24 protein-coding genes are annotated in these 22,587 nt (G+C 56.0%); 12 read left to right on the top strand and 12 right to left on the bottom strand.

Annotated elements, in window-relative coordinates; all coding sequences use genetic code 11:
* The first annotated feature begins 38 nt into the window (after positions 1 to 38).
* Positions 39 to 1,013: an AEC family transporter gene (locus B4O97_RS07655; RefSeq protein WP_083049740.1), complete on the top strand. Its 975-nt coding sequence runs from the start codon at positions 39 to 41 to the stop codon at positions 1,011 to 1,013.
* Here B4O97_RS07655 and B4O97_RS07660 read toward each other — a convergent pair.
* Both B4O97_RS07660 and B4O97_RS07665 read right to left on the bottom strand, forming a co-directional pair.
* The gene (locus B4O97_RS07660; RefSeq protein ID WP_083049742.1) at positions 1,010 to 1,843 is read right to left on the bottom strand and encodes an alpha/beta hydrolase; all 834 of its coding nucleotides are present in this window, start codon (positions 1,841 to 1,843) and stop codon (positions 1,010 to 1,012) included. The genes B4O97_RS07655 and B4O97_RS07660 overlap by 4 nt on opposite strands.
* Positions 1,844 to 1,952: 109 nt before the next feature.
* Positions 1,953 to 3,911: a phosphoenolpyruvate carboxykinase (GTP) gene (locus B4O97_RS07665; RefSeq protein WP_083049743.1), complete on the bottom strand. Its 1,959-nt coding sequence runs from the start codon at positions 3,909 to 3,911 to the stop codon at positions 1,953 to 1,955.
* Between the two features lie 207 nt (positions 3,912 to 4,118).
* On the opposite strand from B4O97_RS07665, the gene B4O97_RS07670 reads away from it, so the two are divergent.
* Positions 4,119 to 5,402, top strand: coding sequence for a Gfo/Idh/MocA family protein (locus tag B4O97_RS07670; RefSeq protein WP_198947034.1), 1,284 nt, complete (start codon positions 4,119 to 4,121; stop codon positions 5,400 to 5,402).
* A gap of 71 nt (positions 5,403 to 5,473) precedes the next feature.
* On the opposite strand, the gene rsgA is transcribed toward B4O97_RS07670, so the two are convergent.
* From rsgA to B4O97_RS07700, 8 genes are all read right to left on the bottom strand, one after another.
* Complete coding sequence (gene rsgA / locus B4O97_RS07675) at positions 5,474 to 6,517, bottom strand: ribosome small subunit-dependent GTPase A (protein ID WP_083049746.1); 1,044 nt, start codon at positions 6,515 to 6,517, stop codon at positions 5,474 to 5,476.
* Positions 6,510 to 6,914: an RNHCP domain-containing protein gene (locus B4O97_RS07680; protein ID WP_083049748.1), complete on the bottom strand. Its 405-nt coding sequence runs from the start codon at positions 6,912 to 6,914 to the stop codon at positions 6,510 to 6,512. The genes rsgA and B4O97_RS07680 overlap by 8 nt, the downstream gene beginning before the upstream one ends.
* A gap of 300 nt (positions 6,915 to 7,214) precedes the next feature.
* Positions 7,215 to 7,958, bottom strand: coding sequence for an acyl-[acyl-carrier-protein] thioesterase (locus tag B4O97_RS07685; protein WP_083049749.1), 744 nt, complete (start codon positions 7,956 to 7,958; stop codon positions 7,215 to 7,217).
* 138 nt (positions 7,959 to 8,096) lie between these two features.
* Positions 8,097 to 9,320 carry a sodium ion-translocating decarboxylase subunit beta gene (locus tag B4O97_RS19215; RefSeq protein ID WP_096348854.1) on the bottom strand — a complete coding sequence of 408 codons (1,224 nt, stop codon included), beginning with the start codon at positions 9,318 to 9,320 and terminating at the stop codon, positions 8,097 to 8,099.
* A gap of 12 nt (positions 9,321 to 9,332) precedes the next feature.
* On the bottom strand, positions 9,333 to 11,132 hold the full coding sequence (locus tag B4O97_RS19220; RefSeq protein WP_096348855.1) for a biotin/lipoyl-containing protein: 1,800 nt from the start codon (positions 11,130 to 11,132) through the stop codon (positions 9,333 to 9,335).
* Between the two features lie 17 nt (positions 11,133 to 11,149).
* A complete protein-coding gene (locus B4O97_RS19685; protein ID WP_233142983.1) occupies positions 11,150 to 11,356 on the bottom strand; it encodes an OadG family protein in 207 nt (68 codons plus the stop codon).
* Between the two features lie 199 nt (positions 11,357 to 11,555).
* Positions 11,556 to 11,681: a hypothetical protein gene (locus B4O97_RS19745; RefSeq protein ID WP_269844551.1), complete on the bottom strand. Its 126-nt coding sequence runs from the start codon at positions 11,679 to 11,681 to the stop codon at positions 11,556 to 11,558.
* A gap of 1 nt (position 11,682) precedes the next feature.
* Positions 11,683 to 12,192 carry an Hsp20/alpha crystallin family protein gene (locus tag B4O97_RS07700; RefSeq protein ID WP_083049752.1) on the bottom strand — a complete coding sequence of 170 codons (510 nt, stop codon included), beginning with the start codon at positions 12,190 to 12,192 and terminating at the stop codon, positions 11,683 to 11,685.
* Between the two features lie 209 nt (positions 12,193 to 12,401).
* On the opposite strand from B4O97_RS07700, the gene B4O97_RS07705 reads away from it, so the two are divergent.
* Both B4O97_RS07705 and B4O97_RS07710 read left to right on the top strand, forming a co-directional pair.
* Entirely contained in the window at positions 12,402 to 13,220 is an 819-nt protein-coding gene (locus tag B4O97_RS07705) for a TIGR00282 family metallophosphoesterase (protein WP_083049753.1), read from the top strand.
* Positions 13,198 to 13,611 (top strand): SoxR reducing system RseC family protein, encoded by a 414-nt coding sequence (locus B4O97_RS07710; protein WP_083049755.1) that lies wholly within the window; start codon positions 13,198 to 13,200, stop codon positions 13,609 to 13,611. The genes B4O97_RS07705 and B4O97_RS07710 overlap by 23 nt, the downstream gene beginning before the upstream one ends.
* 1 nt (position 13,612) lies before the next feature.
* Here B4O97_RS07710 and B4O97_RS07715 read toward each other — a convergent pair whose 3' ends face one another.
* A complete protein-coding gene (locus tag B4O97_RS07715; RefSeq protein ID WP_408606633.1) occupies positions 13,613 to 14,728 on the bottom strand; it encodes a protein-glutamate methylesterase/protein-glutamine glutaminase in 1,116 nt (371 codons plus the stop codon).
* A gap of 65 nt (positions 14,729 to 14,793) precedes the next feature.
* On the bottom strand, positions 14,794 to 15,612 hold the full coding sequence (locus B4O97_RS07720; protein WP_083049758.1) for a CheR family methyltransferase: 819 nt from the start codon (positions 15,610 to 15,612) through the stop codon (positions 14,794 to 14,796).
* Positions 15,613 to 15,712: 100 nt separating this feature from the next.
* On the opposite strand from B4O97_RS07720, the gene B4O97_RS07725 reads away from it, so the two are divergent.
* The 8 genes from B4O97_RS07725 to hprK all read left to right on the top strand — a co-directional run bounded on the left by B4O97_RS07725 (position 15,713) and on the right by hprK (position 22,585).
* Positions 15,713 to 16,192 (top strand): bifunctional nuclease family protein, encoded by a 480-nt coding sequence (locus B4O97_RS07725; RefSeq protein WP_158084204.1) that lies wholly within the window; start codon positions 15,713 to 15,715, stop codon positions 16,190 to 16,192.
* 40 nt (positions 16,193 to 16,232) lie between these two features.
* On the top strand, positions 16,233 to 17,843 hold the full coding sequence (locus tag B4O97_RS07730; protein ID WP_083049761.1) for a CTP synthase: 1,611 nt from the start codon (positions 16,233 to 16,235) through the stop codon (positions 17,841 to 17,843).
* A complete protein-coding gene (gene lptC, locus B4O97_RS07735) occupies positions 17,840 to 18,415 on the top strand; it encodes an LPS export ABC transporter periplasmic protein LptC (protein ID WP_083049762.1) in 576 nt (191 codons plus the stop codon). Before B4O97_RS07730 ends, lptC begins: the two co-directional genes overlap by 4 nt.
* The gene (locus B4O97_RS07740) at positions 18,412 to 19,089 is read left to right on the top strand and encodes a hypothetical protein (RefSeq protein ID WP_083049764.1); all 678 of its coding nucleotides are present in this window, start codon (positions 18,412 to 18,414) and stop codon (positions 19,087 to 19,089) included. Before lptC ends, B4O97_RS07740 begins: the two co-directional genes overlap by 4 nt.
* Positions 19,086 to 19,811 (top strand): LPS export ABC transporter ATP-binding protein, encoded by a 726-nt coding sequence (gene lptB, locus B4O97_RS07745; RefSeq protein ID WP_083049765.1) that lies wholly within the window; start codon positions 19,086 to 19,088, stop codon positions 19,809 to 19,811. Before B4O97_RS07740 ends, lptB begins: the two co-directional genes overlap by 4 nt.
* 80 nt (positions 19,812 to 19,891) lie before the next feature.
* Positions 19,892 to 21,262: an RNA polymerase factor sigma-54 gene (gene rpoN, locus B4O97_RS07750; protein WP_083049767.1), complete on the top strand. Its 1,371-nt coding sequence runs from the start codon at positions 19,892 to 19,894 to the stop codon at positions 21,260 to 21,262.
* Positions 21,263 to 21,283: 21 nt separating this feature from the next.
* Entirely contained in the window at positions 21,284 to 21,577 is a 294-nt protein-coding gene (hpf, locus tag B4O97_RS07755) for a ribosome hibernation-promoting factor, HPF/YfiA family (protein WP_083049768.1), read from the top strand.
* Between the two features lie 24 nt (positions 21,578 to 21,601).
* Positions 21,602 to 22,585, top strand: a complete 984-nt coding sequence (hprK, locus tag B4O97_RS07760) for an HPr(Ser) kinase/phosphatase (protein ID WP_083049770.1) — start codon at positions 21,602 to 21,604, stop codon at positions 22,583 to 22,585.
* Positions 22,586 to 22,587: the final 2 nt, after the last annotated feature.

The raw sequence follows: 22,587 nt of genomic DNA on the forward strand, positions 1-22,587 counted from the left end.
TGAAGCGGACTGCTCCAGCTGATATGGTGTTCTCTATTATGCGGCAGATGCTTTTTTCTCTCGGAATCATTATTGCGGGAATGTCCATCGGATACGCCCTTCAGCGTCTTGTGCGGGCGGGAATCATCAAAGCCGATCCGTCCCTTGGAAGGGCACGAAAATACCTGCAGCGGATCTCCCTGCTCCTGTTTTTACCCCTGGCGAATATGGGGGCAATCTGGATCTTCCAGATCGATACCCTGCGGCTGCTGTTCCTTCCCCTGCTGGGGTTTCTGGCCATTGTCGCCGGTGCGGCGGCCTCCCTGGGGATCGGCAGGTTCCTGAACTACGATCCGGAGCGGAGGGGGGCCCTCTTTTCCACGGGAACCATGTCGAACCTGGGCTCCGTCGGCACCCTGGTGGTATTCATTACCCTCGGCGAAGCGGGTTACGCGATGGTCCCTTTCTATCGTCTTTTTGAACTCTTCAGCTATTACGGAATCTGTTTCCCCATCGCCAGGAGTTTTTCTCCCCAGAGGGCTTCGGCAGCCGGCCGCGGCCGCATTCTTACCCTCTTTGCCGACCCTTTTGTCCTGGTAACCCTCTTGAGCCTGGGCACCGGACTCATCCTCAATCTGGCCGGGGTAGAACGGCCCTCTTTTTACGGCCCCCTGAATTCCGTCCTGGTACCGCTGGCGAGCCTCTTCCTGCTTATGTCCATCGGTATGGCCATGCGTTTCGGTAAAATCGGGAGCTACCTGCGCGAGGCCTTTGTCGTGGCGGGGATAAAATACCTGATAATTCCTGTTGCGGTTGCGGGAAGTGCGGCCCTTCTCGGCTACGGTTCCATCTACGGCGGACTGCCCCTAAAGGTGGTACTCATAATGTCCTCCATGCCGGTGGGCTTTATCGCCATGGTGCCACCGTCCATCTATAAACTCGATGTTGATCTGGCCAACGCAGCGTGGCTTGTAACTACCCTGCTCCTTGCCCTGGTTATTCCGCTGCAGATGTTTCTTGTTCGAATGATCTAGCCCTTCAGCCGGGAATCAAGCCAGTCGAAGACATAGGCGAAAACCTCGTCCCTCTCCGGTTCGTTCATGAGCTCATGATAAAGCCCGGGCCAGAATTTCTTTGTTTTATCCTGACTGGAAGCCCGGGAGTAAACAATCTCCGTTGCCGCCGGGTCGATTACCTTGTCATCGGATCCGTGCATTACAAGAAGCGGCAGACGAATCTCACCGAGCCGGTCCTGTACCTCCTGCTGGGCGCGGATCGTTTCATTCCCCGTCCTGGCCCTGGCCTTTCCTTTATACTGAAGGGGGTCCCTGTCGTCCTCCGCCCGCATCTCCATGTTCCTGGTTGCCTCGCTCAAGTCGAGTTCCTGGACGGGAAGCTTCGGTGCCAGGCGCGCGATAAGCCCGGCCATGGCCTTTATCAGGGGACTGATCCCCTCCGGCAGAAGTATGGCGGGTCCGCTTAATACCGCGGCTGCATACTGGTCCTGGTATTTCAGCAGCTGATACAGGGCCAGCATCCCTCCCATACTGTGGCCCACAAGAACCACCGGAAGTCCCGGGCACTTCTGATTAATTGTCTGAGTCAGGATGTGTGCGTCTTCCCGGATTTTGTCCCGTCCCTCCAGATCCCCCAGGCAGCGTGCATTTCTGCCGTGGCCCCGAAGGTCAGGAACGAATACCGCATACCCCCGGGCTGCAAAATTCTCGATGACATGAGAATACCGGCCGGAATGTTCCCCGTAGCCGTGGAGGAACAGCACCGCTGCTTTCGGTTCCGCCGGAAGAGCATAGCGGTAAAAGAGTTCCCTTCCCCTGTATCCGTAAAAAATTCCTTCCTGTACCATGTGCTCCTCCTCCCCCGTTTATACCATGAAAATGATCGGCTCGCCATAATAAAAGGGCCCGACCGCCGTACGGCAATCGGGCCCCATAATTCTGTGTTTGTGGTGCTGACTATTTGCCGGCAACCTGCTCAACGGAAACGACAGCTCCAAACTTCTCCTTGAGGGCGAGGAGTTCAGCTTTCTGCTTCTCGTAAACCTTGAACAGCTGTGAGGGAAGATTCTTCTCCTTGCTGTAGGCTTCGGTCTGCAGGTCGATTCTCTTGATGATGTTGTCAACGTACAGCGCGAACTGCATGTCGTAGAGGCTCTTGGGATACTCTTTGCCGATTCCGTCAAAGAGCTTCTTCAGGTCTTCGTACTTCGGAATGAATCCGATGGGGGTCTCGATGGCTTCAACGTCACCGTTGGCATAGAGCTCAAGCCAGCCGAGCCAGACCTTTACGTCCTTCTTTTCACCCAGGAGACCCTTGCCGGAACCGCCGCGGTTCTCGTGGGTAAGGAAGTAGTTGAGTCCCGCAAGAAGGGGCTTATCCTTGATCTTGCCGGAGTTGTAGAACTTGAACTGGGCATCCATGTAGTCGGCGAGGGCACCGGGTACGAAGGGTGCATTGGCCCAGGGCTGACGGTTTACACCGGTAGCACCGACCTCGGTGGCGGTAGCCTTGGAAACTACGGACGCACCGATTGCAACACCCTCATCAGGAGTCCTGGCAACCCATACGGGAACCATGGTGTCGGCGTCACGTCCGGAGTAGGTTACGACCTTTACGTGTACTCCCTTGGGATCTTCCGCGGCCTCTTCGTTATAGTTGTCGATGGAGGAGTTGAGCAGGGTACAGCGGGAGTTGGGGTGAGACATGGGGACCGGCTTGCCGTTGGCATCGGTCTTTCCGGGCCACCATTCGCCCTGGAAGTTGGTTCCCTTCTGAGGGATCTCTTCACCGTCGCCGACCCAGCGGGGTTTCAGGTTCTCGTCGACAAGAACATTGGAATAGATAACCGTGGTTTTCTCTTCCCGCAGACACTTCATCAGGTGGGGGTCGCCTTCCCAGTTAACGTCTTCAACGATACCGAAGATACCTTTTTCCGGGTTGATCGCCCGAACGGTTCCGTTGGACTCGTCGATCCAGATCTGGGCCAGGTCGTCGCCGATAAAGTCGGTACCAACCATGGCGGTGGTTGTCTTTCCGCATCCCGAAGGTGCGGCACCGGCAAAGTAGGTTTTCCGTCCGCCGGGGCCGGTCATTCCGGTAATGAACATGTGCTCGGAAAGCTCTTCCTCGACCTTCTGGTAGGTTGCACGGTCTACGGCAAAGCGGTGGTTACCCTTCTTGAGGAGCAGGGTATTACCGGCATAGGTACAGTAGGTTGAGTAACAGGTCTGCCAGCTTCTGTCCATGTAGATGCGGGCGTTGGGTACGTCTTCGGAGCGGTTGGGGCCCTGGCTGTGAACGTTGGTAAAGAAGGTCCCGCAGCGCTCAACTTCACTGTCGAAGCTGGAGTATACGTTCCGGTACAGCAGGTCGCCGCTGGTCTGAACATAGGTGGAGGAGGTAATCATCAGGGCGGGAATGGAGGCTTTGGCACCTACGGGTCCCCGGTTCAGGAAGGAGACGTACATGGTAAGTCCCTTCATGATACCCTTCATGTTGTCCTTGACGTACTGGTGGGCTTCGGAACGCAGCTGCTTCTTTGCCAGAGCACTGATGTCCTCATCCTCGTTTATAATGTAGAAGGTCTGGCTGACCAGACGTCCCTGATCTTCAGGAAGGTCAAAGTGGATGGTGTGGTCCTTGATTGCCAGTTTTTTCTCTTCACCGGTCTCGATGCTGCGCTGCTTGACATAGGCTGCGTCTTCCCGGGTATCGCTGATAATAAAGACATTATCGGGCTCGCACATGGAGATCGCGTTGGCGATCTTGAGCAGAGCCTCTTCGTTCTTGATCTTTGAAATTTTGGCGAGATTGGCGGAATCCAGATTCGCTTCAAAGACCTTACGTGCTTCATCGATGGTTTTCAGGCCGCCGACGTCTGAAAGGATATCTACCCCTTTCTTCATTTCTAACATGATAAGCTCCTTCCGTTCTTGATAGGAATTTTATAGTAGAAAAAACCGGTGTCCCATACCGGATCTACGTACAGGTTCTCCGGGATGTATAATAGAGATTTTTGTAGCGGGGGTCAAGGAGGAACCCTGATTTCCGGCTTGACGACGCCGGTCTGATTCCGAATAATGAGTTTTGAATTTTAAATTAATAGGATATTGGAGGACATGATGAGGAAGCGCTATGCCGTGTGCGGCGTAAGCAACAGGGCCCTGAAAATGTTTGTGAAGCCGATGCTTTCACTCTTTCAGGAACATACGGAGGTGGTTGGACTCCTGGACCCGGACCCCCGCCGCTTTGAAGTAGCCGGAGAACAATACCCGTCATTGAAGGAACTCCCCTGCTACAAGCCCGAGGAGCTGGAAAAAATGATACGGGAGTGCAGACCCGACGTGCTGCTTATTGCCGGCAGGGACAATACTCACGCCCGGTACGTGCTTGCGGCCCTGGAACACGATATCGATTCCCTGGTGGAAAAACCGATGGCCGCCGGTGCCGAGGACTGCCAGAAGATCATCGACGCGGAAAAGAAGAGCAAAGGCCGGGTCCAGGTCACCTTCAATTACCGCTATACCGCCATACACCGGCGCATCAAGGAGATGATCCTCCAGGGCAAGGTTGGACGTATTACCTCCATCGACCTTAACTGGTACATCGACACCTACCACGGATCAAGTTACTTCCGGCGCTGGAACCGTTACCGGGAAATCTCCGGGGGTCTTTCCATCCACAAGGCTTCGCACCACTTCGACCTGGTAAACTGGTGGACCGGACAGCGCCCCGAGGAGGTCTTCGCCTTCGGAGCACTGAACTACTACGGTCCCGAGGGACCAAAGAATCCTTCAATAAAGGACGGCCGTTTCTGTCAGACCTGTGACGAAAAGGACCAGTGCATCTACTACCGCCGCTGGAATCACCGCACCGGCGACGCGGAGGTAAAGGACGACCACCTGGACCTGGACGAGGCCAGGAAAGCCAATTTTACCGGCTACCGTACCGACGCCTGTATCTTTGATTCGGACATACAGATCGAGGATACCTATACGGCGACCATCCGCTATGACAAGGGGGCGATGCTCTCCTATTCGGTCAACTTTTCCACCCCCTGGGAGGGTTACCGGGTGGCCATCAACGGAACGGAGGGGCGTATAGAATCCACGGAATACCATATGCCCCAGCGTATTCCCTTCCCCTTCGAGGAGCACCAGACAATCGAATACTATCCCCTCTTCGGCTCCAAGGAGATCATCCACGTGGTCGAGCGTCCCGGCGGCCATCACGGCGCAGATCCTGTTCTGCTGGAGGATGTCTTTCTGGGACCGGATCCTTCACGGGACTACGAGATCGCCTCGAGCTCCCTTGACGGAGCCCTTGCGGTGGCCACCGGAGAGGCTGTCTGGAAATCCGTACGGGACAGGCGCCCCTACAAGCTCCGGGAACTGCTCACGTATTAGTACTTCGACAAAACCGGGGCCTTCATCCATGAAAAGAATCCGAAGGCCCCGTTGTACTCCGGCAGCAGGGTCTAATATCCCTTCTTGCCCTTATAAAACTGCTTAACAGATTTGGAAATCTGTTTCCAGCGACGCTCCTCCTCGGCCCGGGCCTGTTCATCGCTTCTGCGGTGCAGATAATTCAACTCCTTCCGCAGTTCCAGATAGCTCTCATAGCGTTCGTGGGAAAGCTCCCCGTCCACAAGGGCCTGCTGCACTGCACAGCCCGGTTCCCCCTGGTGGGTGCAGTCGCGAAAGCGGCAGTTCCGGGCATGGTGGTCCAGGTCATGAAAGACCTCATCCAGGGAGGCTTCTCCGGCCCAGAGCCGGAGTTCCCGTAAGCCCGGGGTATCTATCAGGGCACCACCTCCTGGAATAAAAACCAGATTGCGACTGGTCGAGGTATGTCTGCCCCGGTGGTCGCTTTCCCTGGTCTCTCCCCTGGAAAGCCGGTCTTCCCCCAGCAGGGCATTTATGAGGGAGGATTTTCCAACCCCCGAGGGGCCCAGGACAACCCCGGTCAATCCGGGGCTCAAAACACCGGCCAGTTCCTTCATACCGTCACCGGTACGGGCACTGGTCAGGATCTGCCGGACCCCGGGAGCTGCCTCCTCCGCGGCCTGAAGGGCGCTGACAATGTCGGAACACAGATCCAGCTTGTTCAAAACCAGGACCGCTTCGGCCCCGCTCTCACGAACCATTACCAGATAGCGCTCGATTCCCCGTCGGGTAAGATTACGGCCGCCGTCCAGGCCGGCGACGATAAAAACCAGGTCCACATTGGCGGCCAGGATCTGCCGCTCCGTGGTCCCTCCGGCACTGGCGCGGGCTATACAGGCCTCCCGCCGAAGGACTCCTTCAATCAGAGATCCTTCTCTGCGCAGGGCGACCCAGTCCCCGGTAACGGGATAATCCCCTTTTTCTCCGGCGGCATGGCGAAAACCGCCGCTTACCCGGCACAGAAGCTCGTCCTCATCGCTGAGAACCTTGTAGAGATGCTGTCCTTCCCCCACGACCCGGCCGGGAGTACAGCCCGGGAAGGCTTTTTCGCATTCGGTTTTTCTATCTTCAGCCATGGAGCACACCCTCTGTAGTATGAAATTCCGCCATCCTGTCCGCAATAGCGGATACAGGAAAGGGGAGCAGGGACACAGGCCTCAGGGCCAGGCTAAGCAGCGCGCCTTCGTTGTCGTTCCCGGCAATCCTGTTATGCTTCAGCATACCGCATTTTGTGCAGCGGTGAATCAATGACCACTCTCCGTCGGGCATAACCCAGATACCGACGGGTTCCATTTTGTTCCGGCAGCCTGAGCGCCGGTCTCCGGTGCGTACATCCACGTGCAGACTCCACAGGCAGTGGCAGCAGTGGTTTCTGTGCTGCGTACCGGACAGAGAAGGGGGGACTATCCGGCCGCAGTGACGGCAGATAAAGGCGGTGTTTTCCCGGGTATGATGTATTTTGTTTCTGGACATAAAAGTCTCCGTTCCCCTGTGAAATGAACACACGGGGATCACACGTTCCTGCAGCAATGATGTGCAGATCCGAAGTCTTTGAGAAGAATGAACCGGAAACTCTTCCGCTGTGAAAAATTATTAAAAGACGGGTTCCTGAAGAGATACGTTTTTAGATGGCCTACAGGTCAAAACAGCGTATCAGGAATCAAGCGACCCGCTCGCGGAGGCTTCCGCACAATCCAACACTCATCAACACTACCTCCTGTAAAATGAGCATGCTTCTTTTTAATCCTTTTTACAGGTATCGTCAACTGTCCCTTACGATACCTCACGATAGAGCAGCATGGCGGCAAAGCTCTCGCTGCCGTCATCCAGATAGCCCCGTACAATGGTCGAGCCGGGTCCATCACAGCGTTTCAATGTCACGGTGTCATTCCAGCCGGCGGCCCGGGAGTAGTTGATATCAAAACCGGTCAGATCGAGACGGTCGAATTCCTGGGGAGAAAAACAGTCCAGGAACCAGCGAACATAGCGGGTGTTGTTGACATGATCGTTCTGGTCGAGGTCCGAGTACCTGGCGGTAACCCTGACCTGACTCCCCTCCCCGTCGCAGCCCGGGACCTTGGGAGCGGATCCCTGGACAGCCTCCCCCACGCCGGAGAAATCAAAATCCTTGAATACCTGCTGCGGTCGCACCGGACGCATGCCGGCCGTATCCAGGAGCATCCAGCCGCTGGTGGCCCGGGCACAGAGTTCTCCGTCGGCACCGAAGATGCGGAAATCGCGCCGCGCCAGGGGGCCCTGGGGTTCCTTCGGCCAGGTCTCCACCCGTATTGTTTCACGATGGACCGGGGACCTGTCAAACTCCACCCGCAGCCGGGACAGGACCCACATCCGCCCCTCCGCCGCGCAGTAGGACTCGCCAAAACCGAGTTTCTCCGCCTGGAGCAGGGCCGCCTCCTGAAAGATGGCGGAAAAAGAGGGAAGCGCCAGGCGCCCCCTGGTGTCTATCTCGCTGTAGATAATGGTATGGGAAAAGCTGTAGTGCATATCTGTCGCCATGGTTTCTCCGGTTCACAGGATTCAATCATCCTAAAAAAAGAGGGAAGCAATGGCAATAGTACCGGGGCATCTCTAAACACTAAAAGCCCCCCGGCTGTACCGGAGGGCTTTGAGAGAGTGTCGTGAGAAAAGGCTGTATCAGCCGCCTGCAAGCTTGGGAATAACACCCAGCAGCACACCGGCAGCGACGGCCGATCCGATAACGCCGGCCACATTGGGTCCCATGGCATGCATCAGAAGGAAGTTCTGAGAGTTGGCCTCTTTACCGACTTTGTTCACTACCCGGGCCGCCATGGGCACCGCGGAAACACCCGCCGCACCGATCAGGGGATTGATGGGTTTCTTGGAAACCAGGTTCATGCCCTTGGCCAGAAGCAGACCGGTGGCAGTACCGATGGCAAAAGCGATCAGACCCAGCAGCAGGATTCCCAGGGTATTCATGTTCAGGAAGGATTCGGCCTGCATCTTGGAGCCTACGGCCAGACCCAGCATGATGGTAACAATGTTCATCAGGGCGTTCTGCATGGTGTCGGAGAGTCTTTCCACAACACCGCACTCCCGGGCAAGGTTACCGAACATCAGCGCACCGATCAGAGGGGTAGCTGAGGGCAGCAGGATTATACAGGTGATAAGTACAACCAGGGGAAAAAGAATCTTCTCCCGTTTGCTTACATGGCGCAGCTGCTCCATCTTTATCTGCCGCTCCTCTTTGGTGGTGAGCAGACGCATGATGGGAGGCTGAATAATCGGCACCAGGGCCATGTAGGAGTAGGCCGCGACGGCTATTGCGCCCAGGAGCTCCGGCTTGAGCCGGGAGGCGACATAGATCGCCGTCGGTCCGTCCGCCCCGCCAATGATTCCGATGGAACCGGCGGCAAAGAGGTCGAAGTTGATTCCCGGAACATATTTTCCCAGGAACAGAGCGCCGAGAACCGCCACAAAGATACCAAACTGTGCTGCGGCACCGAGCAGGAAGGTCTTGGGGTCCGCCAGCAAGGGTCCGAAGTCGGTCATGGCACCTACGCCCATGAAGATCAGCAGCGGAAAGAGGCCCGAACCGATACCGAAGTCGTAAAAGAGCCCGATAAATCCGCCGGAAATCTCCCTGACCGCCAGGGCGGTCTCGCTGATATTTCCGGTTATTACCGTGTGGGCGGCGATTTCCGCGAAGGGGATATTCGACAGAATCGCCCCAAGCCCGATGGGTACCAGCAGCAGGGGCTCAAAGCCTTTCTTGATGGCCAGGTAAAGAAGCAGGAAGCCGACAAGAATCATGAGAACGCTCTGCCATCCGCCCTCCTGCATAAAGCCGTAAAGACCTGTTGTGGTCCATAAATCGTAAAATGCGCTTCCAAAGTTCATATCCGGCCCCCCTTACTGGATTTCTACCAGAGTGTCGCCGGCTGCTACCTGATCTCCCTGCTTTACAGGAATGTTCGCGATTACTCCGGAGGCGGGAGAATGGATCTCGTTCTCCATTTTCATGGATTCCATCACCATGATTACCTCGCCCTCGCTGACGCTGTCGCCCTCGCCCTTGCTGAGGCGCAGGATGAGACCGGGAAGAGGTGCGGAAACCTTGACGCCTTCTCCGGTGCCGCCGGAGGCAGCTGCAGCGCCACCCTCATCGATCCCGGGGGTCACGTTCACAGAGTAGCTCTTGCCGTTGACGACAGCCTTGTCGCCTTCCAGTTTGACCTTGAAGGTCTTGCCTTCAAGCTTGACGGTGTAACCGCCGGCAGCAGCTTCGCCGCCCTCGGCGGGTTTGCTTCTGTCGATCTTGCGAACGCCGGACTTGGCCTCTCCCTTCAGGTAGGTAATGCCCTTCTCCTTACAGGTGGCGGCGATGAATAGGTTCTCTTCCGTCTCTTCGATACCGGCTTCCTGGAGCATCTTCCTGGCAGCGGGAATACCCTTTTTGGGGTCCGCATCGTTGATTTCCAGGACCTTCTTCTCCGTGGGTTCCAGACCGAGCTGCTCGGAAGCAAGCTTAACGATTTCAGGATCCGCGGGGACCGGGGTCTTGCCGAAGTATCCCAGGACCATCTTGCCGTAGCCCTCGGCGATCTTTTCCCAGGGGCCGATCAGGGTGTTGTTGAAGGCCTGCTGGAAGTAGAACTGGCTCACGGGGGTAACGGAGGTTCCGAAACCGCCGCGACGGACGACCTCGCCCATGTTGGCGGAGATCTCGACGTACTTGTCCATCAGGTTGTTGTCCCGCAGCATCTGGGTATTTGCGGTCAGGGCCCCGCCGGGCATGGGGCTGAAGGGGATCAGAGGCTCGACGGTGGTAGCCTCGGGGGGCATGAAGTAGTCCTTCATGCAATCCTTGAAAACCTCTTCGGCCTTTTCAATCTTCTTGATGTCAACTCCAAGGTCAAAATCGGTTCCCCGCAGGGCATGCCACATGGTCATGACGTCGGTCTGACAGGTACCGCCCGAACAGGGCGCCAGGGAAAGGTCGATCTGGTTGGCTCCGCCTTCCAGGGCGGCCATGTACTGGGCTACACCGATACCGGCGGTCTCGTGACTGTGGAACACCAGCTGTACATCATCGCCGAGCATCTTCCTTGCCTGCTTGATGGTCTCAAACACCTTGCTGGGAACCGAGGTTCCGGAGGCGTCCTTGAAACAGACTGAATCGAAGGGGATTCCCGCGTCCAGAATGTCCTTCAGGGACTGGATATAGAATTCGGGGGTGTGGGAGCCTTCGCATCCGGGAGGAAGCTCCATCATGGTCACGACGACCTCGTGCTTCAGTCCGGCGTCAACGATGCACTGACCGGAATAGATCAGGTTGTTCACATCGTTCAGGGCATCGAAGTTACGGATCGTGGTTATGCCGTGCTTCTTGAACATCCTGGCATGGAGATCGATAACATCACTGGACTGGGAGTCGAGCCCTACGACGTTTACACCCCTGGCAAGGGTCTGCAGGTTCACGTCCGGACCGGCGGCCTGGCGGAAAGAATCCATCATATCGAAGGCATTCTCGTTGCAGTAAAAGAAAAGGGACTGGAAACGGGCGCCGCCGCCTGCTTCAAAGTGGTTGATTCCTGCTTCAACCGCCGCTTCAACGGCGGGCAGAAAGTCCTTGGTAAAAACACGGGCTCCGTAGGCGGACTGAAATCCGTCCCGGAAGGCTGTAACCATGAAATCTACGCGCTTTTTCATGACGAATAATTCCTTTCTTATGAGATATAAGCTTTTACCGCGGCAATAACCGCAGCAATCTCTGCGTCCTTCGAACCTGAAGACTCAGCTACTTCCACCACCGGTTCGGGGAAGTAGCGGATGACAACCGCCGAGAGAACGTTCATGAGAATGACGAGGAGTGTTAAAAACAGAAACACCACCGTCATGCCGACAACTGTTAATACTAACCCTTGCGCAATCACGACATACTCCTGTTCTGAAAGTGATAGCGGATCCAAGACAAAGATCCATCCGTTCGGGCATGATAATAGTCCGTCCAGAAGGCGAATTTCAAGAGGCGAAAAGGTCGTTATCCGACAGATTAGCCGAAGAACACGGTTTAAATTGGAGAAAACCGGCATCCCGGACTGGAAATCCGGACGCCGGCCGCCTTATATGGCCCTATTTTTCCGGATCATCCCCATTCTGCCTGTTCTGCAGAGAATGAAGGATCCTGCCGACGAATATCTCGAGCTGGGGCTTGAAAATGTAACCCAGAGCGACACCAATGATCAGCCAGAACAGCATGTCAGTCTTCCTCTTTCACTATTTCGATTTTGATCTCTTTGTGACTCTCAGCCTGCTCCCGGGCGGGAAGGCTTACTGTCAGAATTCCGTTGCGGTAGATCGCTTTGACCGCATTCCTGTCGAATTTATCCTCCGGCGCGTAATACTTCTGATCCGCAATCTCCTTGAATTTCAGCCTGCGTTTCAGAAACTTGATTTCATCGTCTCCCCTGCGCTCTTCCGGCAGTCCGGCATTGAGAACCATGTAATCGCCCTTGAACTCAAGGGAGATCTCTTTTTCATTGAAACCCGCCAGGGCGAACTCGAATACCAGGCTCTTGTCGGCCGTAAAATAGATGTTCGCCGGCGGATAGGAATAGGCGGGATAGTAATCCACGCTGTCGTCCCATTTAAAAACCGGGCTGCCCGGATGGGAGCGAAATCCTTCCTTGAAGGCACCTCCGAAATTCTGGGTCGCATCGAACAGATCATCCATGATCTGTCCAAGATCGATAATAATCTTGTCTTTCATACTCCACCTCTTTATCTTCTCGCAGGGCGAGGAGTCTGTACACCCTTTCCCGTAGTCCGGGCAAAAGGCGGGCCTGCAGTGCACGGCCTGATTATAATATAGCCAAAAACGGACCTGAGCAAAAGACCCCTTCACCCGAAAGAGGAATATCGTGTATTCTTAGCTCCCGTCCGGGGATACCCAATATTCGGGGAACGAAAGGAAACATTTTGTCTGTACGAATTTTCTGCATGGGAGAGATCGTCGGCAAGGCCGGCGTTTTTTGTGTAAAATCACTGTTAAAGGATTTCCGGAAAGAGAAGAAGATCGATCTCGTGGTCGCTAACGGCGAAGGAACCACCGGGGGTTTCGGTCTCGGAAAGAATCACTCCATCTACCTTCACAAGCTGGGAATCGATGTGATTACCGGCGGCGAATGTATCTATTACAAGCGGGACATGGTTTCCCACATCCGCCAGGCTCCCTACATACTGCGGCCGGCCAATTATCCCCCGGGAAATCCGGGCCGGGGCTGGTGGGTATACCAGGTGGGAGAATACAAGGTGGGTGTTATATCCCTGCTGGGTCAGTCGGGATTCCGACGGGTGCATTTGAGCAACCCCTTCAGTTTTCTTCCCGCCATCGTGGACAAGATCCGCAGGGAAACGCCGATCATTCTGCTGGATTTCCATGCCGCCACCACGGCGGAAAAATATACCATGTTTCATCACGCCGACGGTCAGGTATCCGCCATCGCCGGAACCCACAACAAGGCGCTCAGTGCCGATGAGTGCATTCTGCCCAGGGGGACCGGCATGATCTGCGATACCGGGCGTACCGGAAGCATTGATTCCGTGGGCGGACTGGATATCGAGACGGAAATTGGGCAATTTATAACCCAGATCCCGGAACGCTCGAAGGAGGCCTGGGACGGACTTGAGATGCAGGGAGTGATCTTCGAAATCAACGCCGAGGGACGAACCACCGCGGTTGAGCGGGTCAGGATTCCCTGCAGGGAGGTTCCCGATGAACGAAAGAGTGAAAGTTAAGTCGATTGCCGGCGACAGGCTTATATGCAGCTGCACGACATCGGCCTGCAAATCCTGCAGCGGCAACAGCTTCTGCAATATAAAAATACGGGAGATAGAGGCTCTGAAGCCCGGGAATGTCCCGGTGGAGGTCGGGGATACCGTGGAGATACATCTTCCCCCGGGAAAGACCATCTTCGCGGGCTTCATGGTAATGATACTGCCCCTGATCCTCTTCGGAGTCTTTTTCTTCCTGGCAGGACTGGCCCTTCCGGAATCCGGTGAGGGCCTGCGCGTCCTTGCGGGGGTTCTTGGACTTGTTTCCGGCTTTGGGGCAAGCTGGCTCTATTCAAAGGCCACCAACAGCCGCAACCTGCCCGAAGTGGTCCGGGTCCTGGGAAAGACGGATTAGATCAGCCCCCGTAGGAGGGGCTTCGCACAAGTCGTCCGATGGTATCCGCCATATCCTGCAGTTTTACGATGTGATCGATATATCCGTGATCGACCGCAACCTTGGGCATCCCGTAGACAATGCATGACTCCTCATCCTGGGCCAGGGTCACTCCACCCATACGATGAATGGTCCCGATCTCCCGGGCACCGTCCCGTCCCATGCCGGTCATGATAACCGCCAGGGCGCGGTTGCCGTATTCGGCGGCCACGGATTTGAACAGAACATCCGCGGAAGGCCGGTGTCCGTTGACCGGCTCGTCGTCGCTCAGGTGGACAATGCCGGAAAGTCGGCGTTTTTCCACCCGGATATGTTTGTTGCCCGGGGTAATCAGCACGCGTCCCGGACTCAGAAGGTCTCCCTCCTCCGCCTCCTTGACCTCGAGGCCGGAGATCCTGTCCAGACTGCGGGCGAACTCCTGGGTAAAACCCGCGGGCATGTGCTGTACAACGACAACCGGAACCGGAAGCTCCCGGTCCATGGCGGCGAAAACCTTGCGCAGGGCGTTGGGACCGCCGGTGGATATGCCGATGGCCAGAAGGTCGATCCCCGCGGGAAGCTGCCGTTCATGCCGCGGCCGGGGCGCCGGAAAATCGTCTATCCGCTTTTCCCGGATCTCCCGCAGCAGAGTCGGCGCAGGTGCGGCAGGCCGGGGCATAACCGACGCGGAAACGGGACTGTCCGGCACCAGGGGTACGTTCCCGGTCTGCCGGCGATACTGAGATCCGTAGGCCCGCACGGTCTCCACGATCTGATCGCCCACCACGTGGATGTCCTCGGAAATGGATCCCGAAGGTTTCATGATAAAATCCGAAGCCCCCAGGTTCAGGGCTTCCATGGTAATCTGGGCTCCCCGGCGGGCCAGGGACGAGAGGATTACCACCGGGACCTTTATTCCCTGCCTGCGGCGCTCCTTGAGAAACTCGATGCCGTTCATCTCGGGCATCTCGATATCCAGCAGAATCAGGTCGGGCTTCAGAAGGGGTATCTTCTGGAGGGCGAACTTTCCGTTCATCGCCTTGCCCACCACCGTCAGCCCTTCTGCTCCATCGACAATACGGGAAATCAGATTGCGCATCAGCGCAGAGTCGTCACAAACCAGAACCCCAAGGGGAAGATTCTCCGTCACCCTTACCTCCCTGATCAGGTGAATTTACGATAAATGCAGGCCCAGTCGGTCTTGAGAAACTCAAAACCCGTCTTCATGCCGAAAAGGGATTCGGAATGGCCGATGAACAGATAGGAATGGCCGTTCATGGCCTGCCAGAACTTCTGTATGACCGCCTCCTGGGCGGGCTCGTCGAAATAGATAATCACATTGCGGCAGAAAACAAGATCGAGATTCCGCTGCCCCGAATCGAACTTCAGGTTGTGATAATCAAATTTGATGAGTCTCTTTATCTCCTCGTTGACGCGAAAACCGTCGCCCTCGGGACTGAAAAAGCGTTTTACATACTTGTCCGGAACCCCGTTCAGCCGCGGTTCGGGGTACAGGCCCTCCTTCGCGGTCATCAGGGATTTGAGACTCAGGTCCGAGGCAACGATTTCGACGGTGAACCCTGCCGGGAGCAGGTCCTTGCAGACCATGGCCAGGGAATAGGGTTCCTCCCCGGTGGAACACCCGGCGCTCCAGATGCGCAGGGTTTTATTCCCGCTGTCCTGCTTGTGGCGGATCAGATCGGGAATTACGTAGTATTCCAGAGTCTGAAAATGAGCAGTATTTCTGAAAAAACGGGTCAGATTGGTGGTCACCGAGTCAAGCAGCACCTTCATCTCGTCACCATTCTCCCGTATCCGTTTCAGATAGAGGGCCGGGGTCTCGACCTTGGTAAGGCGGAGACGTTCCTTGAGCCGGCTCTCCAGAATAGAGCGATTGGAGGCGGAAAAGTGGATCCCGCTCTCATTATATATCAGTTCCCGGTACTGATCGAACTCCTGATCGTTTAAAAAGCTTGTTCCCATAGTAATCACTATCAAGTGTATGGACTGGCCGCGGGGGTGTCAACGTGGGTAACAAAAAAACAGGAAAATGCTGAGTAAAGTGATATACTCTGGAATTGAAATGAAGCATACCATTACAGTCGCGGAAGTGCAGGGAATTGCTCTTGACCGGGAATCCCAGTTGCCAATCGTCCTGCTTAAAACCAGCCATCCCGGCCGGATTATTCCCATCCCCGTGGGACCCTCCGAGGCCAGCGCAATTATTGTGGAGGTTGAGAAGGTTCACCCTCCCCGGCCCCTGACCCACGACCTGATTGCGGAACTTTTTCATCGCCACAATTTTTCCCTGCTGTACAGCGAAATCCGCGACCGTATCGAGGATACCTACACCGCCTTTATTCATTATCGCCGGCATTTCCGGAAACACAGTATGGAGGTACGTCCCAGCGACGCCATAGCCCTCGCCCTGCGCATGGAAGCGCCCATCCATATAAACCCCCTGCTCCTGGCTGAGGCGGAACACTCCCTGGATGTCTTCCGTCATTTACACGGCGACGACATCCTGCTCCTGGAACCTGACTATAGAGACCACGCCGTTTAAGGTTGACCACGCCCCCCCGATTCCGGGATAATCGGAGTACATGAAGAAATACATATTCGTTACCGGCGGGGTCTGTTCAAGCCTCGGAAAGGGTATCGCCGCGTCTTCTCTGGGAAGCCTTCTGGAGTGTCGCGGTCTGCGCATTCGAATGATCAAGATAGATCCCTACATCAACGTCGATGCAGGGACCATGAGCCCCTATCAGCACGGCGAGGTCTACGTTACAGATGACGGCGCTGAAACAGACCTGGACCTGGGAAACTACGCCCGGTTCACCAACTCCCCCTTGAGCAGGGAACACTCCATAACTACCGGCCAGGTCTATCAGTCGGTAATTACCAAGGAGCGGGAGGGCCGCTACCTTGGCCGCACCGTCCAGGTCATTCCCCACATAACCGACGAAATCAAGCAGCGTATTTTCCGCATCGGGGAGGCCCAGGATGCGGACGTAACCCTCATCGAGGTGGGCGGAACCGTCGGCGACATCGAGAGCATCCCCTTTCTGGAGGCCGCCCGGCAGTTCAGCCACGACGTGGGCAAAAAGAACGTGGTTTTTATCCACCTCACCCTGGTACCCGAGGTAACCGGAGGGGAAATGAAGACCAAACCCACCCAGCATTCGGTCAAGCAGCTCCTTGAAATCGGAATCGTGCCGGACATCCTGCTCTGCCGCTCCACCAAGCCTCTTGAAGAGAGCATGCGCTCCAAGATCGCCCTCTTTACCAACGTGGACGACGAAGCGGTTATCTCCGCCCACGACGCGGGTTCCACCATCTACGAGGTTCCCCTGAACTACCACGCCGAAGGCCTGGACGACATCGCCGTGGCGAAGCTGGGAATCGAGACCCGGCCCATTGATCTTTCGGAATGGGAAAAGGTGGTGAACACGATTATCGGGGCCCGGCATACTGAGCGGATCGCCCTGGTGGGCAAGTATATCGACCTTCACGACACCTATAAATCGGTCCACGAGGCCCTCTACCACGGTGGAATCGCCAACACGGTCAAGGTGGATATCATCAAGATCGATGCGGAAGAGCTGGAAAAGACCGAGGACCTGGACTCCCTGATGGAAGGCATCCACGGCATCCTCATCCCCGGCGGATTCGGTCAGCGGGGAATAACCGGCATGGTAAAGGCCGCCCGGTACGCCCGGCAGAACGCCCTGCCCTGCTTCGGAATATGCCTGGGACTGCAGGTAATGGTCATCGAGTACTCACGGAACGTTCTGGAGATAGAGGACGCCGATTCATCGGAGTTTTCCCCGGACGGCAAGAACTCCGTGGTCAGCCTCCTGGAGGAACAGGTGGACGTGACCCACTACGGCGGAACCATGCGCCTGGGACGCAGCGAAACCAGGCTGAAGGCCGGAACCATGATCCGCGACATTTACGGGGAGGAGACCATCTTCGAACGCCACCGGCACCGTTACGAGGTATCGAACCGTTTCCGTCCCCTCCTCGAGGAAAAGGGATTAATCATAAGCGGGGTAACCCCGGACGAAGCCCTGGTGGAATCCATCCAGTGGCCGGACCATCCCTGGGGAATCGGGGTTCAGTACCACCCGGAATTCCAGTCAAAACCGATCAAAGCTCACCCCCTCTTTACCAGTTTTATTGCCGCCGCCGACGAGGTCCGGGGCAGAGGATGACCCTGCGCCGCCTCCTCCATATCGCCGCCGCCGCCGCGGCCCTTGGAACAGGGTGCAGCCTGGAGTATCAGGAACTGGCGGAGAGCCTGGACGACGAGACCCCTGCCCTGCGAATGAGCAGCGTCACAGTGGTCACCGTGGAGGAGGGACAGGAAAAGTTCCGCGTGCAGGCAGATTCCCTGGAGGATTACGAGAACACCTTCCGTCGGATCCTTCGGGGGGCCGAATTCATCGAGTATGACCGGGAAGGCGAAGTCAGTACCCGGGGCAGGGCCGATCTGGTTGAGTTCGACACCCGCACCGATAATGCCCTTCTCGAGGGCAATATCAGTTTTACCTCAGAGAAGGACAGCGCCACAGTGTCGGCTGATTACCTGGAGTGGATCGACGGGGAACGGCGCCTCGCCGGGCGCCCCGAGGGCGAGGTATACCTGGAACGAAAGAACGGCACCGGCATCAGGGGCTTCGGCTTCAGCGCGGACTTCCCGTCCCGGATTTTCCGCTTCAGCCGCGGAGTCTCCGGCCGCTACGTCTTTGATTCCGATGACGGCGGAGAGGGCAGCGAACCGTGAGATCCCCCTGCCATGTCAGCTGTCTTGTTCTCCTGCTGATCACCTCATTGCCCCTGGCGGCTGAAGAGAGTCTCTACTTTTCTGCGGATTCCACCGTCGCCCGCTTCGCCGAAGGCAGGGAACAGACGGAACTTTCCGGCAACGCCCTGGTGGAAACAGAAGACCTGCTGATACAGGCAGACCGGATCGAGCTGTTCGGAGAGAATTTCCGCTACCTTCGCTGCAGCGGCGATATAAAGCTGGAGAACAGAAAGCAGGATTTCCTGATCCGCTCCTCCGTTATTTTTGTAGACCGGGAGCGGGAGATCTCCCGCATAGAAGGCTACGCGGAAATGGAGGACGGGGCCAACGGTCTTCTGATCCGGGGCGGGTTCTTTGAGGACCGGGGAGACGACGAGGGAGTAACCCTCATCCAGATGGGCGTCAGAATCATCAAGATTTCCGACGGCGAGGTGATGATCTGCAGGTCCGAGTTCGCCCGCTATTTCCGGGAAGAGAAGGTCCTGGAGCTGTCGGGTCTACCCCGGGTTGACTGGAAGGGAGATGTCTACCAGGCCTCCCGTATCCTGGTCGACCTGGAGACGGACGAAATCAGGCTTGAAGGACAGGTTACCGGTACCGTGGAAACACAGGTCAAAGAAGAAGAGAATCTCCCGGCGGAGGCGGCGCCATGAGCAAACTGATTGTGGAGGGGCTCGCGAAATCCTTCGGCAGGAAGCTTGCCGTAAAGGACGTCAGCTTCGCCATGCAGAACGGAGAGATTGTCGGTCTCCTTGGTCCCAACGGCGCGGGAAAAACCACCGTCTTTTACATGATCGTGGGATTCATAAAATCCGGGGGAGGAACGATTCTTCTGGATGAAGAAGAGATCACCCATCTTCCCATGTTCAAGCGGGCCCGGCTGGGCATATCCTATCTGCCCCAGGAGCCCTCGGTATTCAGGAAAATGAGCGCGGAAGACAACATCCGGGCCATTCTGGAAACCCGCCGGGACCTGGATAACCAGGCCCGATCGGCGAGGCTGGAGGAACTCCTGGAAGAACTGGGGATAGCCCACGTACGCCGGCAGAAGGGCTACACCCTCTCCGGGGGGGAACGACGACGCACGGAGATCGCCAGATCCCTGGCGGCGGAGCCCCGCTTTCTTCTGCTGGATGAACCCTTTGCAGGAATCGATCCCATAGCGGTGCATGAAATCAAGCGGATAATCCGCTCCCTGGCATCCAAGGGAATCGGTATTCTGATTACCGACCACAATGTGCGGGATACCCTGGAGATTACCGACCGCTCCTATATCATCAACATGGGAGAGATCCTGGTAAGCGGCGGCAGAACGGAAATTCTTGAAAGCGAAACCGCCAGGGAGATCTATCTGGGAGCGGAATTCCGGATGTAAGCCGGCGGGATAACAAAAAGCTTCAATTGACAAATCACAAATGCAACTCTAGAATTCAGAGAACTCCCCCGGAGGGTATAGTGCAGTATCAGAGACCAGTACTTGTTCAGCAGCAGAAACTCAAGATGAGTCCCCAGCTTTACCAGTCCATCCAGATGATGGCCCTGCCCATCCAGGAACTGCGTCAGAAGATCCGGGAGGAACTGGAACGGAATCCCGCCCTGGAGATTGTCTCGGAAAAGCAGGCCCTTTCCATCGACGAGAACAGGCCGAACACCGAGGACTTCGATGCCTTCGAGAACTCCTCGGATCCCGGATACAACCAGAGCCGAGACCGGGAAGCGGGGGACCGGAAGCAGAAATTCCTGGAGGGAGCCCTGTCCCGGAGCGAATCCCTCCATGACCACCTGCTATGGCAGTGGCAGCTGCAGCCCGTCGACCGGGATCTCTACGAAACCGGGGAGCTGTTGATTCAGAACCTGGACCATAACGGATTCCATATCGAGGAACCCTCCACGTTTCTTTCTCCCCGCCAGATGGAACGCTTCCAGGAGGCGGCGGAACGTATCCGGCAGCTTGAACCGGCCGGCACCTGTACAGCCAACTTCAAAGAGAGCCTCATCGTGCAGGCCAGGCTCTCTCCGGCCGCCCCGGACAGAATCGAGGAGGTCATCGAAAAGCACATGGAACTCCTGGAACGAGGGCGTTATCAGGATGTGGCCCGGAAAATGCATATAGACCTTGAGGATGTGGACGAGATTCTCGAGTTTTTACGGACCCTGAACCCCTTTCCCGGACGCCTGTACTCCTCCGATGAAGTCTGCTTTGTCGTTCCCGACGTGATGGTGGTGATGCTCGACGGTGAATACCAGCCGATCCTGAATGATGAAGAGGTTCCGGTCCTGGGCATCAACGATTTTTACACCCAGCTCCTCAGGGAGAACAAAGCCCGGGACCAGAAAGAGGTCCGCAGCTTTGTCCGGGACCATGTAAAGGACGCTCAGTGGTTTATCCGTTCCGTTACACAGCGCAACCAGACCCTTCTGCGCATATCCAAGGCGGTTGTCGAATTTCAGCGGGACTTTTTTCGCCGGGGGCCAAAATACCTGAAGCCCCTTACACTGAAGGATATTGCCCAGGCGGTGGATGTTCACGAAACAACTGTTTCCCGTATCGCAAATTCTAAGTATATTCAGACTGAATGGGGTATATTCGAACTGAAGTACTTCTTTACAAATTCCATATCCGGCGCCGGTTCAACGGGGTCGCAATTTTCGAAAGAGGGGGTAAAACACCGAATACGTGAGATTATCGAAGAGCACAGCAGCAGCAAACGGCTCTCGGACCAGAAAATCGCTGATATCCTCGCAGAGCGGGGAATCAAGATCGCCAGGAGGACGGTTGCCAAGTATCGTCAGGAGCTTGATATCCTCTCTTCCTACGATCGATAAAACACTTTTGAGGGGGACTTCATGCACTTTGAACTTAAAGGCGTCCACTATCATGTAAGCGAAAACACCACTGATTACATTGAGAAGAAGATGCTTCGCCTGGAATCGGTAAAGGAGAATCTGGAAACGCTCCATATTACCATCACCAAAGAGAAGAACCTGTTCAAAGTAGAGGTGAATTTTCACTTCAGCTGGGGAGCACCCTCCCATATCCGGGTGGACGGTCATGAACTCTGGCCTGCCATTGATGTGCTGTTCGATAAGCTTATTGTCAAGATAAAAAAAGAGAAGGAGAAGATTAACTCGCACCACTAGGTACGGGATTCCATAATCACGCCAATGGACAAGTTTACTGTACTGGATCTGCTTGATCTGGAATTAAAGGAACAGAACGATCTCCGCCTCAGCTGCATCGGCGGACGGCCCGGCCTTGAACGGGAAATTGTCGTCCCGGACATCAACAGGCCGGGTCTCGCCCTGAGCGGTTTTTTCGACAATTTCGGAGGACAGCGGGTCCAGCTTCTTGGCCGGGGAGAGTACGCCTACCTGCAGAAACTGGAAGGCGAAAACAACTACGATACAATCCGGGAGTTCTTCACCTATTCGATTCCCTGCTGTATCTTCTCCCATTCCCTCCAGCCCCATCCGCGTTTCATGGAGCTCGCCGAAGAAGCGGAATGTCCCGTCCTGCAGACCGACCTCAACTCCTCAGAATTCGCCACCAGGCTTAACCGGGCCCTGGGGAATATCTTTGCCCCCACCAGAATCATTCACGGAGTTCTGGTGGAGGTTTTCGGAATCGGCGTGCTGATTACCGGCAACTCCGGTGTGGGCAAGAGCGAAACCGCCCTGGAACTGATCGAGCGGGGTCACCGGCTGATAACCGATGATTCAGTGGAGATGAAGTGTGTGAGCGGCAGCATTATCATCGGCTCCGCCGCCAACGCCGTAACAGGGCATCACATGGAAATACGGGGTCTGGGGATAATTAATATTTCCCACCTCTTCGGGGTCGGGGCCATCAGGGATCAGAAGCAGGTGCAGCTCATCGTCGATCTTGAGGAGTGGGACTCAAGCAAGGTGTATGACCGCCTGGGAACCGGGGACAACATTACCGAAATCCTGGGTGTCGGTATTCCGACGGTCACCCTCCCGGTTAAACCGGGACGCAACGTACCGATTATCATAGAAACCGCCGCCATGAATGAGCGGTTGAAAAAAATGGGCTACTATTCCGCCAGGGAGTTCAACCAGAACATCCTCAAGTGGCTGGAAAGTGAGAACGCCCGGGCCCTCTATTTTCAGAAAAAAGATATCTTTTAGGA

The organism is Marispirochaeta aestuarii (genome assembly GCF_002087085.1).
Lineage (GTDB): Bacteria > Spirochaetota > Spirochaetia > JC444 > Marispirochaetaceae > Marispirochaeta > Marispirochaeta aestuarii.

Coding starts and splice junctions, on each gene's coding strand:
- B4O97_RS07685 (WP_083049749.1), bottom strand. CDS start 7,958: ATGGCGACAGATATGCACTACAGCTTTTCCCATACCATTATCTACAGC.
- B4O97_RS19215 (WP_096348854.1), bottom strand. CDS start 9,320: ATGAACTTTGGAAGCGCATTTTACGATTTATGGACCACAACAGGTCTT.
- B4O97_RS07730 (WP_083049761.1), top strand. CDS start 16,233: ATGAAGAAATACATATTCGTTACCGGCGGGGTCTGTTCAAGCCTCGGA.
- B4O97_RS07670 (WP_198947034.1), top strand. CDS start 4,119: ATGAGGAAGCGCTATGCCGTGTGCGGCGTAAGCAACAGGGCCCTGAAA.
- B4O97_RS07715 (WP_408606633.1), bottom strand. CDS start 14,728: ATGCGCAATCTGATTTCCCGTATTGTCGATGGAGCAGAAGGGCTGACG.
- B4O97_RS19220 (WP_096348855.1), bottom strand. CDS start 11,132: ATGAAAAAGCGCGTAGATTTCATGGTTACAGCCTTCCGGGACGGATTT.
- B4O97_RS07655 (WP_083049740.1), top strand. CDS start 39: ATGCGGCAGATGCTTTTTTCTCTCGGAATCATTATTGCGGGAATGTCC.
- hprK (WP_083049770.1), top strand. CDS start 21,602: ATGGACAAGTTTACTGTACTGGATCTGCTTGATCTGGAATTAAAGGAA.
- rsgA (WP_083049746.1), bottom strand. CDS start 6,517: ATGGCTGAAGATAGAAAAACCGAATGCGAAAAAGCCTTCCCGGGCTGT.
- B4O97_RS07680 (WP_083049748.1), bottom strand. CDS start 6,914: ATGTCCAGAAACAAAATACATCATACCCGGGAAAACACCGCCTTTATC.
- B4O97_RS19745 (WP_269844551.1), bottom strand. CDS start 11,681: ATGCTGTTCTGGCTGATCATTGGTGTCGCTCTGGGTTACATTTTCAAG.
- B4O97_RS07725 (WP_158084204.1), top strand. CDS start 15,713: ATGAAGCATACCATTACAGTCGCGGAAGTGCAGGGAATTGCTCTTGAC.
- hpf (WP_083049768.1), top strand. CDS start 21,284: ATGCACTTTGAACTTAAAGGCGTCCACTATCATGTAAGCGAAAACACC.
- B4O97_RS07720 (WP_083049758.1), bottom strand. CDS start 15,612: ATGGGAACAAGCTTTTTAAACGATCAGGAGTTCGATCAGTACCGGGAA.
- B4O97_RS07660 (WP_083049742.1), bottom strand. CDS start 1,843: ATGGTACAGGAAGGAATTTTTTACGGATACAGGGGAAGGGAACTCTTT.
- lptC (WP_083049762.1), top strand. CDS start 17,840: ATGACCCTGCGCCGCCTCCTCCATATCGCCGCCGCCGCCGCGGCCCTT.
- B4O97_RS07710 (WP_083049755.1), top strand. CDS start 13,198: ATGAACGAAAGAGTGAAAGTTAAGTCGATTGCCGGCGACAGGCTTATA.
- B4O97_RS07665 (WP_083049743.1), bottom strand. CDS start 3,911: ATGTTAGAAATGAAGAAAGGGGTAGATATCCTTTCAGACGTCGGCGGC.
- lptB (WP_083049765.1), top strand. CDS start 19,086: ATGAGCAAACTGATTGTGGAGGGGCTCGCGAAATCCTTCGGCAGGAAG.
- B4O97_RS07700 (WP_083049752.1), bottom strand. CDS start 12,192: ATGAAAGACAAGATTATTATCGATCTTGGACAGATCATGGATGATCTG.